The organism is bacterium (assembly GCA_023382385.1).
In the GTDB taxonomy this organism is placed as follows: domain Bacteria; phylum Electryoneota; class RPQS01; order RPQS01; family RPQS01; genus JABWCQ01.
The window spans coordinates 491,773-505,002 of sequence record JAHDVH010000002.1 but is presented as its reverse complement, the minus strand read 5'-3'; the positions used below and the strand labels follow the sequence as shown (position 1 = coordinate 505,002).

At 55.4% G+C, this 13,230-nt stretch carries 13 protein-coding genes; all 13 read left to right on the top strand.

From position 1 onward, the window contains the following. The first annotated feature begins 9 nt into the window (after positions 1-9). Positions 10-1,071 (top strand): HNH endonuclease, encoded by a 1,062-nt coding sequence (locus KJZ99_06355; GenBank protein MCL4305517.1) that lies wholly within the window; start codon positions 10-12, stop codon positions 1,069-1,071. A 61-nt stretch (positions 1,072-1,132) separates the two neighbouring features. Further along, entirely contained in the window at positions 1,133-1,963 is an 831-nt protein-coding gene (locus KJZ99_06350) for an META domain-containing protein (protein MCL4305516.1), read from the top strand. Then, positions 1,963-2,739 carry a methyltransferase domain-containing protein gene (locus KJZ99_06345; GenBank protein MCL4305515.1) on the top strand — a complete coding sequence of 259 codons (777 nt, stop codon included), beginning with the start codon at positions 1,963-1,965 and terminating at the stop codon, positions 2,737-2,739. Before KJZ99_06350 ends, KJZ99_06345 begins: the two co-directional genes overlap by 1 nt. Before the next feature lie 25 nt (positions 2,740-2,764). Further along, positions 2,765-4,066, top strand: a complete 1,302-nt coding sequence (locus tag KJZ99_06340; GenBank protein ID MCL4305514.1) for a hypothetical protein — start codon at positions 2,765-2,767, stop codon at positions 4,064-4,066. A 30-nt stretch (positions 4,067-4,096) separates the two neighbouring features. Continuing rightward, positions 4,097-5,026 (top strand): TerC family protein, encoded by a 930-nt coding sequence (locus KJZ99_06335; GenBank protein MCL4305513.1) that lies wholly within the window; start codon positions 4,097-4,099, stop codon positions 5,024-5,026. Position 5,027: 1 nt separating this feature from the next. Next, on the top strand, positions 5,028-5,897 hold the full coding sequence (locus tag KJZ99_06330; GenBank protein ID MCL4305512.1) for an SDR family oxidoreductase: 870 nt from the start codon (positions 5,028-5,030) through the stop codon (positions 5,895-5,897). 14 nt (positions 5,898-5,911) lie between these two features. Then, on the top strand, positions 5,912-6,496 hold the full coding sequence (locus KJZ99_06325; protein MCL4305511.1) for an inorganic diphosphatase: 585 nt from the start codon (positions 5,912-5,914) through the stop codon (positions 6,494-6,496). Further along, positions 6,493-7,278 carry a dienelactone hydrolase family protein gene (locus KJZ99_06320; GenBank protein ID MCL4305510.1) on the top strand — a complete coding sequence of 262 codons (786 nt, stop codon included), beginning with the start codon at positions 6,493-6,495 and terminating at the stop codon, positions 7,276-7,278. Before KJZ99_06325 ends, KJZ99_06320 begins: the two co-directional genes overlap by 4 nt. Positions 7,279-7,331: 53 nt before the next feature. Further along, a complete protein-coding gene (locus tag KJZ99_06315; GenBank protein MCL4305509.1) occupies positions 7,332-8,456 on the top strand; it encodes a hypothetical protein in 1,125 nt (374 codons plus the stop codon). A 27-nt stretch (positions 8,457-8,483) separates the two neighbouring features. Then, entirely contained in the window at positions 8,484-9,515 is a 1,032-nt protein-coding gene (locus KJZ99_06310; GenBank protein ID MCL4305508.1) for a T9SS type A sorting domain-containing protein, read from the top strand. 80 nt (positions 9,516-9,595) lie between these two features. Further along, positions 9,596-10,387, top strand: coding sequence for a proprotein convertase P-domain-containing protein (locus KJZ99_06305; protein ID MCL4305507.1), 792 nt, complete (start codon positions 9,596-9,598; stop codon positions 10,385-10,387). A 122-nt stretch (positions 10,388-10,509) separates the two neighbouring features. Next, positions 10,510-12,375: a T9SS type A sorting domain-containing protein gene (locus tag KJZ99_06300; protein MCL4305506.1), complete on the top strand. Its 1,866-nt coding sequence runs from the start codon at positions 10,510-10,512 to the stop codon at positions 12,373-12,375. Continuing rightward, positions 12,372-12,776, top strand: coding sequence for a hypothetical protein (locus KJZ99_06295; GenBank protein MCL4305505.1), 405 nt, complete (start codon positions 12,372-12,374; stop codon positions 12,774-12,776). The genes KJZ99_06300 and KJZ99_06295 overlap by 4 nt, the downstream gene beginning before the upstream one ends. Positions 12,777-13,230: the final 454 nt, after the last annotated feature.

Genomic DNA, 13,230 nt, shown 5'->3' with positions numbered 1-13,230 from the left:
GGGGATCAAATGTCCATATTTTATCAGTCCATCGGCAAAAAGGGGCAATGGAATGTCGCTTGCTCGATTACAAATGGCAGGAACGATAGTTTCCGTCAGTTTACAATGGCGGACATAGCGGACCAAGTGTCGGCTGGTATGCTGATCCGTATTGAGTCTGCATTGAAAGACTTTTCTGTTGACTCCTTTCAGATCTGGGGATCAACGATGGACCAAGGGGGAGAAATCGCGAAGGCAGACCCAGGCGATTACCTGTTCTTGATACGAAACATGAAGATAGAGAATGGTATTGAGGCAGTAGCTGAAGTACCATGGTGCTGCAGGATATTAAGTCCGTGCTTAGAGTCGAAAAGTCTTTCGATGAAGCTATGGAAAACAGATGAATACCCCAACATTGTTCTTGTTGAGTCAAGTTTCGTCGACCTCAAGTGGAGTGAATTGAGGGAGATGTTAGGCTATCAAGATAAGCGATATGATCCAGCGAAGAAGCTTCGGAAGTACGATAAGTCAAAGAACTGGAAGCATTCGTCCAGGTTCAAGGAGTTTGCGTCGCCCGAGGCCTTGGCTGAACATTTCTGGTCAATTTCAGTGGCGCGCACACGCGTTAAGAAGATCGCAGACGAGGCTCCCGACTCGACAGCGGTTGTGACGCAAGCTCCAATTGAACAAATAGCAGAGCAAGAATTACATGCAGAAGGATCATTTGGAGCATGTTGCGAGGGTGCTATACAAAGAATAGAGGTAGATCGGCGCGAACGAGATTCAAGAATACGGCGTTTAGCGATTGAGATCGCACTACGAGATAGTGCTGGCAAACTTCGATGTCAAGCTTGCAAAATGTCCTTTGAAGAAGCCTACGGTGAACTAGGCAGAGACTTCATCGAAGCACACCATATCGACCCGCTCTCAAACGGCGCAAGGGAAATAGATCTGAGTGACGAGGCCTCAGTAAAGGACTATATTGCTCTATTATGTTCCAACTGCCACCGTATGATACATCGAGGACGTGAAATGCTGACCGTTGAGGAGTTGCGCAAGATTGTTGAAGATGCGCGCCGCAGGAATTCCTGAAGCCAGCGGGGAACCGCAGCACCAAAACACAGCTCGGGCGGAAGGCCTTTCGCTCCATACTATGAAGACAATTCTCATATTCCTTTCACTTGCGGTTCTGTTCTTCGGTTGTCAGAAGGCGCGCGAAGCGCGGGAGCTGAAGAAGCAGCATCAGGCGGAAGCGGTGCCGATGAGCGGGATGCTTCGTTACATGGCGGATGCGGCGTCGCTGGTGGACTGCGCGACGAACGAGCAGTATGTCGTGAAGTTCAAGGGGGATTGGCTGGAGGTGGAGCGGGCTTACGTCAGTATGCGGCTGAACGGCGCGCCGACCTATGTGGAATTTCGCGGCCGGATGGAAAACGACACGACGGACGGACGCGTGCACGCGGGTGTGGTGATAGAAGAGATTCTGAACATGCGTCCGGACACAAGCTGTTTGAAGAAGCCCGAGGAGGCTGTGCCGGATACCACGACGGCGGTTCCCGCACCGGTGGCCGAACGGCCAACGTTGCCGACGGATACTGCGGCGCAAGTGAAACCGCAGAAGCGCGCGGAACCGACGCTCATCAATAAGCGTTGGAAGCTCGTGCAGATGAACGGCGAGAGTATTACGGTGACGGACGAATTCAGGACTGAACCGTATATCACATTGGCGGCGCGTTCGGACAAGATGACGGGCAGCGGAGGCTGCAACCGTTTTGGCTGCAAGTATACAATTGAGGGCGAGAAAGTGTCCTTTAGTGGATTCGCTTCGACCAAGATGATGTGCCCGGAAGCGATGAAGATAGAAGAACCGTTTTTGCGGGAGCTTGCGGTGGTGAACGGCTACAAATTCGAAGGTGACAACGGGATGTGGCTGACACGGGACGGCAAGCGTGTGATGAAGTTTGAAGCGGTGAATCCGAAATAATGGGTTCAGGCGAACGACAGGCGAGTTTCTGGGGGCCGAGTGCGCGGCTGTGGCGGGAGAAGCACGAAGCGTACAGCCTGCCGCTGGCGGAGTGGGTGCTTGAGCGAGTGCTGAACGGACACGCGGTGCATTTGCTCGATGCGGGCTGCGGTTCGGGGGGAGCGCTTGAACTTGCCGCACAACGCGGTGCGCGTGTGACGGGAACAGATGTCGCCCGTGAAATGCTGGAGCTGTGCAAAGAGCGAGTGCCACAGGGCGAGTTTGTTGTGGCCGACTCTGAGAATCTGCCGTTTGGGGACAACACCTTTGACGCAGTCATTGCAGTTAACTCGCTGCAATTCACCGAGACGCCGGAAAACGCTCTGCGCGAATTTGCGCGGGTGGCAAAGCCGGGCGCGAAGACAGGTGTTGTTTGTTTTGGAGCGGCGGAACATTCCGAATTCGCAACAGTGGGCGCGGCAGTGCGTAAGCTGTTCAAGGACCCGCCGCAAGTCGAAGGGCCGTTTTCGCTGTCGCCTCCGGAAAAACTCTACGAAGTGATTGCACGTGCAGGATTGCGGGTGGTCGAGTCGGACGATATTGACTTGACACGGGAGTTTGAGAGTTTCGATGTATTCTGGGGGACGCAGGCGGGAACGGGTGCGACGCGCTATTCCGTCAGCGTGCTGGGCGAAGAGCTGGTGCGCGAAACGATGCGGCAGGCCAGTGCGCCGTTCATCGGAGCGGACGGGGCCGTGCGCTTCCGGAACAGATTTCATGTTGTGATTGTTCAATAGTTCTACGCAAATCAGGGGAGGAATCATGGGAAAGATTCTGTGGGGAGTCCTGGGATTAGCAGGCATATTGCTGGTGCTGTCGTGCGAAGATGACAAGAGCAGCGGATCAGGTGGCCTGCCCACCGAAGTGCGGAGGGCCGCAGAGATTCTGTTGGACAGTCTGCAGATTGATGCAAGTGCCGAGGTGTTTGTGGTCGGGCCGCTGCCGAGCGGGACGGTATTGCGGGAGTTCGTGCCGGACACGTTGAATGACACGGCGGCGGTGCTGACGCTGCCGAATCACAGCGGCGCGATGTACGGATTCTTTATCAATGATCAGCGACTGATGAGTTGGTCGCATCCGGTGCGTTACGCGTGGGTGGCGACGGAGTCAGGCAGCGTGGGACATGTTGACGCGCGCTGGCCGATGTTTGTGGATTTGCCTTCGGGGGCAGAGAGTCCGTTTGCGCAGACTGCTGAAGAGACGCTGGAGGGCGTGAGTTTTCGCTTCGGAACAGGCGGCGGCAGTCTGCATGACATGGAGACACCCGGGAAGCCTGCGGATACGTTAGGCGGGCCGATCCGGCAAGAGCGCGTCGAACCTTCGGGACGACTGGACGCGCCGTGCAAGAAGATCGGGTTTGTGTTTGACGGCGGCGAATGGAGCGACATGTGGGGCAAGGAGGGCTTCTCCGCTGGTGCGATGGCGGACAACGCCAATCTGGTAAACACTTTCCTGACGGACAACGGCTTTGCGGTCACGCGCATCAGCCAATACGCCAAGAACACGCTTCCGGGATACTTCGCGACCAACGGGGATCTGGCAGGTCAGTTACGGAGAACGATAGAGAACTTCGCCACTCAGTTTGAATGTCCGTGCGATGGCGATCCAGGTTGCCACGAGTTCTTCTTATATATCTGCGCACACGGCGACAGCGGGACGGTTACCATTTATGAACCGGGCAAGACGGGCTGGGGCTGGTTCAAGTATTCCGAATTGAATACGTGGCTGTCGCGTTTTCCGCCCTGCGTGAAAGTGATCGTGTTCCTCGACATTTGTAAAGCGGGAAGCGCACAAACTGCGCTGGCCGGCCAATGCAACTCGCGCGGAGACTGTGGCTTCACCTTGATCACAACGTGTGATGCGAGCAACTCAACGCCGTCCGGTCTGGGGCCGACGGACTCCGGCACGGAAGACTGGGCCGAAGCGCACGACGAGGACTACGATGGCGACGGCCGCATCGGTGACCTCGGAGATCGCTGGCTGAATCTTGAAGACGAAAACTCATCCTATAATCCAACGCGCTACATGTGTCCGGGACAAACGAGCATGTGCAGCACAGATTAACAAATATTGTGAGGTTGTCCCGCTCACTACATGAGCTTTGAATTCGAAACCATTAAGTGGGTAATCTTCACGGTCGGGATTCTGGCGTTATTGCTGCTCGACCTCGGAGTTTTCCACAAACGGCCGCACGCAGTAAACCACAAGGAAGCCATGGGCTGGGTGGTGTTCTGGTTTCTGCTGGCCATGAGCTATTGCGGGTTTGTCTGGTGGTGGAAAGGAGAACGCACCGCCATTGAGTTTCTGACCGGGTACATTATCGAGGCATCGCTTTCGGTCGATAATATATTCGTCTTCATTCTGATCTTTTCCTACTTCAAGGTTCCCGCGGAATATCAGCACCGCGTGCTGTTCTGGGGAATCATCGGCGCGCTGGTCATGCGCGGGATCATGATCGGAGTCGGGACCGCGCTGATCCAGAATTTCGAATGGATCATTTACGTCTTCGGTGCGTTTCTGATCTTCACGGGAATCCGGATGGCGGTGACGGACGAGCACGGCGTGGACCCCGAGAAGAATCCGGCGGTCAGGATGCTTCGCAAGTTCATGCCGGTGACGACGAAGTATCACGGGAAAAAGTTCTTTGTCATGGAAAACGGCGTCCGCCACGCGACGCCGCTGATGGTCGCCTTGCTGGTCGTGGAACTCTCGGATGTCATTTTTGCAGTGGATTCGATTCCGGCGGTGTTCGCCGTCACGCGTGACCCGTTCGTGGTGTTTACGTCCAACGTGTTCGCGATTCTCGGACTGCGCTCACTCTACTTCGCACTGTCGGGGGTGATGCACAAGTTCCGTTACCTGAAGTACGGGCTGTCGATCGTGCTGACCTTTGTTGGTGTGAAAATGCTGTTGGGACACACGGCGTATGCGATTCCGATCGGCTGGTCGCTCGGCGTGGTGGCGGGAGTGCTGACCACCTCGGTGATTCTCTCGCTGGTGATCCCCGAACGAAAGGCGAAGTAGCATGGCGGTTGTGTTGATTACGGGCTGTTCGTCCGGCTTCGGCAAGCTGGCCGCGCAGGACTTTGCGCAGGCGGGTCATACCGTATTCGCAAGCATGCGCGATCCGGGCGAGCGAAATCAGAGCATCGCCGCCGAACTTTCCGCTTTGCCGAACGTGCATGTGATCGAGTTGGATGTCACGGATGAGCTGTCCGTCGAACGCGCGGTAGACAACATCCACGCTCACTCCGAATTGGACGTGGTCGTGCATAACGCGGGACTCGGCGTGAATGGCGTGGCGGAAGGCAGCACAGCGGAGCAGCTTGAGCACATCATGAATGTCAATCTGATCGGCGTGCATCGTCTGAACCGCGCGGTGCTGCCCAAGATGCGGGCGCGGAGACGCGGGTTACTCATTTATGTTTCGAGCGGACTGGGGCGGACGGTGCTGCCGTACATGTCGGCTTACTGCGCAAGCAAATACGCGCTCGAAGCCTACGCCGAATCGCTGTCTTATGAATTGACGACTCACGGGATTGATTCGACTATCCTGCAGCCGGGAGCGTTTCCGACCAAGTTTCGCGCGAGTATTCTGACTCCGGACGATGCAGAGCGGGTCGCGGAGTATCCGATTGAAACGGACGAAGCGCAGCGTGTGCATAACAATGTGGTGGAGATGCTGCGGAGCGAAATGGCGCCGGATCCGCACGAGGTGACGGGAATGATGCTGCGTGTCGTGGAGATGCCGGCAGGCGAACGTCCGCTGCGCGTGGCATTGCGCAAAGACTCCGGCGGACTGAAAATGATTAATCAAATCTGCGGTGAAGTGCAAGGCGCACTCCTGCGCGGCATGGGATTACCTCATCGTGTGCCGAAGCGGCCGCAACTATAAAACCAGGACCATCCTTGAAGCTCCATGAATTGCCGTCCGGGCGGCGCGTTCCCAATGAAATTTACGTTGTGGTGGAAGTTCCATACGGCCATCGCAATAAGTATGAGTACGACAGTGACCTCGGAGCGATCGTACTCGACCGGCCACTCTTTTCACCGGTGCACTATCCGGGAGACTACGGTTTTGTGCCGGGCACTCTGGCGGAAGACGGTGATCCGCTCGACGTGCTCGTGTTGGTGAAAACTCCGACGTTTCCGGGCTGTGTCGTCGCCGCGCGACCGCTGGGCGTGCTGATGATGGAAGACGAGAAAGGCAGCGACGAAAAGCTGCTTGCCGTGCCCGTGACGGATCCGACTTTTGAGACATATCACAGTCTGTCGGATGTTCCGCCGCACTTTCTGCGTGAGATGGACCACTTCTTTCGTGTGTACAAGGAGCTCGAAGGCAAGCACGTTTCATCTATTGGCTGGCAGGATCGCTGGCAGGCCGAACAGATTATCAAGGATTGCATTAAGCGCGCGAAAGGGAAATCCGCATCGGCAAAGCGCAAGAGTGCAACAAAAGCCGTCAAGTCGAAGTCAAGAAAGGTATCGAAGTGAAATCACTTGCTTTTTCCATCCTGTTCATGCTGGGAGTTTCCATGGCGGCCGCGTCGGTCTCGTCAACGTATGTTGAATATCAAGTCGACGGCAAGACTTACGAGGCGTATGTGGCCTGGAATACGCAGCAGCAGGGGATCCGCCCCGGAGTGCTTGTGTTTCATGAATGGTGGGGTTTGAACGACTACGCCAAACAGCGGGCGCGTGAATTGGCCAATCTCGGTTTTGTGGCGTTTGCCGCCGATATGTTTGGCAAAGGCGTTTCGACCACCAAGGCAGACGAGGCCGGAGCGCTGGCCGGACCATTTTATCAGGACCGCAGCCTATTTGCCAAGCTTGCCAAAGCCGCATACGATGAGATGCTGAAGCAGCCGAATGTGGATGCGTCGCGGACGGCGGCAATCGGATTCTGTTTCGGCGGGACGTGTGCGCTCGAACTTGCGCGCAGCGGAGCGGATCTGAACGGCATCGTGAGCTTTCACGGGAATTTGAGCAACCCGACTCCGGAGACCGCGAAGAACATTAAAGGCAGAGTGCTGGTCCTGCACGGCGCGGACGATCCGTTTGTGCCTGCCGAGCAGGTTGATGCCTTTAAGAAGGAGATGGACGAGGCCAAGGTGAATTACAAGTTTGTCGCGTATCCGTTCGCGGTGCATGCCTTCACGAATCCCAATGCGGACAAGGCCGGACTGAACGGCGTCGCCTATAATGAAGAGGCGGACAAGGCTTCGATGGAAGAGATGCGCGCCTTCTTCCGTGAGTTATTCACCGAGCCAAAGTAACAGACGACACGACTTTGAATTTGAGTAATTGAAGATAAACAACAGCGAGAGCAATGGCAACATCATTTACGCCCGGACTTCGGGTGTCGGAAACAACGCTGATTACGAAGGACAGAATCCTGCCGCTGCGCGGCAACGTGACGGTTCACGTCGGCGAGCATATGGCCGCAGAGCAAGTCGTGGCACGCACGGATCTGCCGGGCAACGTGACTCCGCTGAACGCGGCAAACCTGCTTGGCGTCCTGCCGGGCGATGTGCGCGGGGCACTGATTGTCAAAGAGGGCGACAAGATCGAGAAGGATCAAGTCATTGCCGAAGCAAAGTCTTTTTTCGGCCTGTTCAAGAATAAATTGAAGTCACCGATAACAGGTTCGCTCGAAGCGGTTTCAGAGATAACGGGGCAGTTGATCTTGCGTGACCCGCCCATTCCGGTCGAGATCGAATCGTATATTGAGGGCAGAGTCACGAAAATCTTTCCGCAGGAAGGCGTGGAAGTGCAGGCCGTCGGAACGTTCATTCAAGGGATTTTCGGTATCGGCGGAGAGACTTACGGAACGATTCAAATGATTGCGCAATCGCCGGATGAAGTGACGGATGAGAGCAAGATACCTTCAGATTGCAAGCACAAAGTGCTGGTCGGAGGTGCGCTGGGGACGCTGGAAGCTGTAAAGAAAGCGATTGCGGGAGGTGCCGCCGCGCTGGTGGTGGGAGGCTTCGACAGCCTGGATTTGAAGAAGCTGTTGGGTTATGAGCAGGGTGTTGCGATCACGGGCGGGGAGCAGATTGGTGTCACGCTCGTGCTGACGGAGGGTTTCGGAAGAATCACGATGGCGCGGCGGACATTTGAGCTCCTGAAGCGTAATGAAGGGCACAATGCCTCTGTGTCGGGCGCGACGCAGATTCGCGCGGGCGTCATGCGGCCTGAGATTATCATTGCGAAGAAGGACGTGACGCATCACGAACCGGATGCGCATGAACCGTCGGGGTTGGAAAAGGGGGATGTCGTGCGCATCATTCGCGAGCCGTGGTTCGGTCAGATCGGCACAGTGGAAGACCTGCCGCCCGAACTTACCGCGTTGGATACCGAGGCGAAAGTCCGAGTCTTAAAGGTAAAACTCGAAAATAGCAACGAAATCGTCCTGCTGCCACGTGCGAATATCGAGAAGATTGAAGCTTAGTCAGATAACCCAAAGAGGGAGAAAACCATGAAAGCCTTGTTAGGAATTGTGTTGTCCGCACTGCTTGTCAGCGGTGCAATCGCTCAAATCACGGTCAATCAGAACCACATGCCGTCCGCAGGCACGACCGTCGTGAGTTTCGAGACCGATGCCGACGTAAGTTTCAGCCCCGGTTCGGGCGGAAACCAGACTTGGAACATCTCAGGATTCAACTATATCCCCTGGGATGTTCAGATGTACATCTCGCCTGTCGGAACCCCTTACTATGATCTATTCCCGAATGCGACGCTCTGCCAAACCTACGACAACGGACTTGAGTTTTCGTACTACAGAGTGGCGTCCGACGGCCTGTATTTTCTCGGATTCGCGGTGACGACGGACTCCGTGCCGTACGTTCAAGATCCCGATCAGGATGTTCTGGTGGTGCGGTTCCCGTGCACCAACGGCACGACATGGACCGGTGTGCTGCGCATGACCGTAGAACTGATGCCTGGTTTTACAACCACAAATGTGGATAGCGCGATTTACACCGTAGACGGCTGGGGAACATTGACGACACCGGCGTGGTCCGAAGCCGCGCTGCGAGTGACGCGTCACGGCTACTTCACGGTCTACTTCAACGGCACGCCCATTGGGGATACCACAGAAGATTGGCAATATCAGTGGCTGACGCAAGCTACCGGACGCGGTGCAAGTTTCTCCAATTATGATGCGACGGGTCCGAACTACACGACGGGAGTGGTCAGCTACACGAATACAGGAACCGTTGACGCCGGCCCCGTGCGCGGTCCGGTGGCGGAGAGCTTCAAGCTGTCTCAGAACTATCCGAATCCGTTCAACCCGACGACGAATTTGCCGATTCAGCTTGACAAGCAGACGTCGATTCAGCTGACGGTATACAATGAAACGGGCCAGGTGGTGTATGAGTATAGTGTGGAGCTTGGCGCGGGACAGCATGAGCTTCCGATTGACGGTAGCGCATGGAGCAGCGGCAGCTATTTTGCGAAGGTAATGGCCGGAAACGAAGTGCAGACCGCACGCATGGTGCTGGTCAAGTAACGATTGAGGGGCGGCATGCGCAAAGCGTGCCGCCCCTTTCAGTTTCGCAACTGATTTCATATTGTTTCCTGGAGGGCAATATGGCATCGAAATCGGTTTACTTAGTCTTCTTCGTGTTCGTGACATGGAACGCGTCCGCTTTAGCCGACACGACCATCACGTATTCCGCGACCAATGTTCCGGTTTCCATCCCGGACGGTCCGAGCGGCATCGCCGAGTCGGCCATGGAGATCTTTGACGCCTACGATATCATAGATGTCAATGTCATCGTCACAATTCATCATACGTTTGACCAGGACCTGAGAATCTATCTCGAAGCGCCTAACGAAGACGTCGTGCGACTGGCCAATCAATGCGGACTGTCGGGCAATAACTACATTTCGACCGTGTTTGACGACGAGGCCTCGGAGTTCATCTGTGACGGCAGTCCACCGTTCACCGGCCGCTATCAACCGGATCAGGCTCTGACGCTGTTTGATCAAATCTCGTCGGCAGGCACATGGATTCTGCGCGTGACGGACAATGCGCCGCAGGATGTCGGTTCGATCCAGTCGTGGGCATTGGAGTTGACGTATGCCGCTGTTTCGGCGCGCGAACCGGCGCCGCTCGTGACCGAGTTCTCCGTCGGCCAGAATTACCCGAACCCCTTCAACCCGACGACCATTCTGCCGATTGCGCTGTCGCGACCTGCGACGGTTTCTCTGCGCGTATTCAATGGGATGGGTCAAACGGTTTTGAATTCCCGGCATTCGCTCAGTGCAGGCGAGCACGCGCTGCCTATCGATGGTAGCGGCTGGAGTTCAGGAAGCTACTTTGCGAAAGTGGAGAGCAACGGCAAATCACAGACGGCCCGGATGGTGCTTCAGAAGTAACGAAAAATCACTATTGCTCAAGAGGCAGCCGCGTAGGCTGCCTCTTTTGTCTCCAGCGAATTCGCAGCAAATTGCTTGTTTGGGAATTTCTCTTATAATGGAGGAAACTCAGGTATATAGTTATGAGATTATTAATTCTATTTGTTGTTTGGTTGCTGTCCGGCCAGCTCTTTGCCCAAAATCTGCCGACACACACGACCACGCTGTTTTCCGGTTCGGGGAATTGCCAGATGTGCCATGTTTCGAACGGCAATATTATGACCGAGAACGGAACGGACATATCTCCAATCACGCAGTGGCGCTCAACGATGATGGCGAACAGCTCCAAAGACCCGTTCTGGCGGGCGAAAGTGGCCACCGAGCTTGCAGCTTTCCCGCAGCATTCTGCGCTGATTCAACAGCGCTGTACCGTCTGTCATGTGCCGATCGGTCACACTCAAGTTCGGTATGACGGTTTTGAGCATTATGACCTTTCCGCCCTGCCGAGCGATCCGCTGGCGCGCGACGGTGTGAGCTGTACCGTGTGTCACCAGGTCCAACCGGACAATCTTGGCGAGCCGGCGAGCTACAGCGGGGGCTACGAGATTACAGATGAGCGGCTCATTTTCGGGCCGTATGCAAATCCCTTGCAGGCCCCGATGATTAACAATGTGGGATACACTCCGGTGCTCGGTGCACACACGAACGACGCCGAGCTGTGTGCGACGTGTCATACGCTTTTCACTCCTTCCCTCGACGTGGAAGGCAACATCATCGGCGAGTTCCCTGAGCAGACGCCTTACATCGAGTGGAAGAACAGTTTCTACGGGCAAGCAGGAAACGTGAGCTGTCAGGCTTGTCATATGCGCGTCTCCACTTCCCCACAGGACATCGCACTCGTGCCGCCGTGGCATCAGGAATTGCGCTCTCCCTACTTTCAGCATTTGTTTGTCGGCGCCAATGTGACGATGCTGCGGCTACTGCGTGATCATGCACAAACGTTGGGTGTGACCGCGCTGGCGGCGCAGTTTGACACGACCATCGCCGAGACGCAAAGAAACCTGCAAACTCAGACATGTGCGCTCGATTTGCACGCAGAGCATGACGGCGATTCGACGATTCTGCAGGTCACAGTTACAAATTTGGCGGGACACAAGCTGCCAACGGGAATCCCGCTCCGCCGGATGTGGCTGCATGTGAGATCACAAGACGACACGGGAAATGTGATTTTCGAATCAGGGGCGTGGAACGATCAGGGCGAAATCATCGGCTACGACGATCCGTTTGAACCTCATCATGACGTGATTTCCGAAGAGAGTCAGGTGCAGGTTTACGAAGCGGTGATGGGAGATGACCAAGGCCGGCGGACATGGACGCTGCTGCGCGCTGTGTCGCATCCCAAGGACAATCGTCTGCCGCCATTGATGTTTACGAGCGAACATCTCTCGTATGACAGTGTCGCCGTCTACGGCGTGCCGCCCTCGGACACCAATTTCAACCGAGTGGGCGGCGCGGAAGGCAGCGGAAGCGACATCGTGACTTATCGTTTGCCGCGCTCCGCGACGGTTACCGTTTCTGTGCTGTTTCAGACTGTGCAGCCGGGTTTGGTGAATTACCTCGCAGCACACAACTTGCCGGAGACGAACGCCTTTATGGCCATGTACAGTACTCAGTCCCACGAACCGATCTTCGTGACATCAGAGACCGTGATACTTGCAAGTGGAGAAGTCGCGCCGCTCCCGTTGCCGCAGGATTTTTCCCTTCGACCCCTGTATCCCAATCCCTTTAATAATACAGCGCGCCTTCCCCTTGAACTTGCGCGCGGCATGCAAGTGGAACTGAGTTTGTATGACATTCGCGGGCGAAGAGTCATGCTTTACGGCCAATATTTCTCCGCAGGAAGAACTGAATTCGAAATTGACGGTTCGGGATTACCCAGTGGGGTTTACATGCTGCAGGCTCGCGCCGGAGATACAAAGCACTCGCAGAGGGTGATTCTGCTCAAATGATGCGAGTGCTTCTGATATCGCTGCTTTTCTTTGCGTGTCAAAGAGCGACGACTCAGCAGCCGCCTTCGCTTGCAGCCACGTGGTATGCCAACGCGAACTCCATCAACTTCCTCAACCTGCAGCACATGGCTCTCGATCTGCGCGCGGACTCAAGCTACCGTTACTTCTATCGGCTTGCGCCGCGCGCGGATCAGGAAACGGGGGATGACTACACGGAAGGGGGATACTATAGCGTGAGAGGGGACTCGCTTCTGTTTGCAACAGAGTTGGTGAACGGCGAATTGAAACAGAATAGTTACTCTCGCAAATTCCGCATGCTGCCGGACACCGCCGAGTGGCCGTTGCGTGTGACGTATGCGAAACAAGGCACAGTTTTCGAGGTGTATTTTCGGAAGGAGTGATCGGCAAAGAGGTTCTCCAAGTGATTGTAATACTGTTTTATGTCACAAATTTGAGAGTCCTGCAATAATCGCTTGACTTGACCGGATTGACGGCGTATATTCTGATGGTGTATCGGCAACTCCGCGCTTCTGCCGAGGGGTTCTCCCAATAAGAAGGGAGGCCGTCCTGAACAAAGCAACATTCACCTTCACCGCAAAGACGATTCTTGCGGTTTTTTTGTGCATCGTTTTTTGCACACCTCGAGTGTGGCCTGCACAGACTGTCAGTGTTTTTGTGACACTGGTTGTTCTGAGGCGGAGTGCACACCGGGCTAGACAACAAATTGCACCCGCCATGAATTCACGGTTGCGTGCGATGGAACATATACACTTTCGACAGAGGCTATCTGTTACAGCGGCGGCGAGTGCTCCGACTGTCAATCCTGCGCAAACCTCCTTATTCTCAGCGGCGCAA

What these genes read in the sequence shown, in the direction of transcription:
- KJZ99_06300 (MCL4305506.1), top strand. Translation starts at nt 10,510, where the DNA reads ATGAGATTATTAATTCTATTTGTTGTTTGGTTGCTGTCCGGCCAGCTC.
- KJZ99_06335 (MCL4305513.1), top strand. Translation starts at nt 4,097, where the DNA reads ATGAGCTTTGAATTCGAAACCATTAAGTGGGTAATCTTCACGGTCGGG.
- KJZ99_06355 (MCL4305517.1), top strand. Translation starts at nt 10, where the DNA reads ATGTCCATATTTTATCAGTCCATCGGCAAAAAGGGGCAATGGAATGTC.
- KJZ99_06310 (MCL4305508.1), top strand. Translation starts at nt 8,484, where the DNA reads ATGAAAGCCTTGTTAGGAATTGTGTTGTCCGCACTGCTTGTCAGCGGT.
- KJZ99_06345 (MCL4305515.1), top strand. Translation starts at nt 1,963, where the DNA reads ATGGGTTCAGGCGAACGACAGGCGAGTTTCTGGGGGCCGAGTGCGCGG.
- KJZ99_06305 (MCL4305507.1), top strand. Translation starts at nt 9,596, where the DNA reads ATGGCATCGAAATCGGTTTACTTAGTCTTCTTCGTGTTCGTGACATGG.
- KJZ99_06340 (MCL4305514.1), top strand. Translation starts at nt 2,765, where the DNA reads ATGGGAAAGATTCTGTGGGGAGTCCTGGGATTAGCAGGCATATTGCTG.
- KJZ99_06330 (MCL4305512.1), top strand. Translation starts at nt 5,028, where the DNA reads ATGGCGGTTGTGTTGATTACGGGCTGTTCGTCCGGCTTCGGCAAGCTG.
- KJZ99_06295 (MCL4305505.1), top strand. Translation starts at nt 12,372, where the DNA reads ATGATGCGAGTGCTTCTGATATCGCTGCTTTTCTTTGCGTGTCAAAGA.
- KJZ99_06350 (MCL4305516.1), top strand. Translation starts at nt 1,133, where the DNA reads ATGAAGACAATTCTCATATTCCTTTCACTTGCGGTTCTGTTCTTCGGT.
- KJZ99_06315 (MCL4305509.1), top strand. Translation starts at nt 7,332, where the DNA reads ATGGCAACATCATTTACGCCCGGACTTCGGGTGTCGGAAACAACGCTG.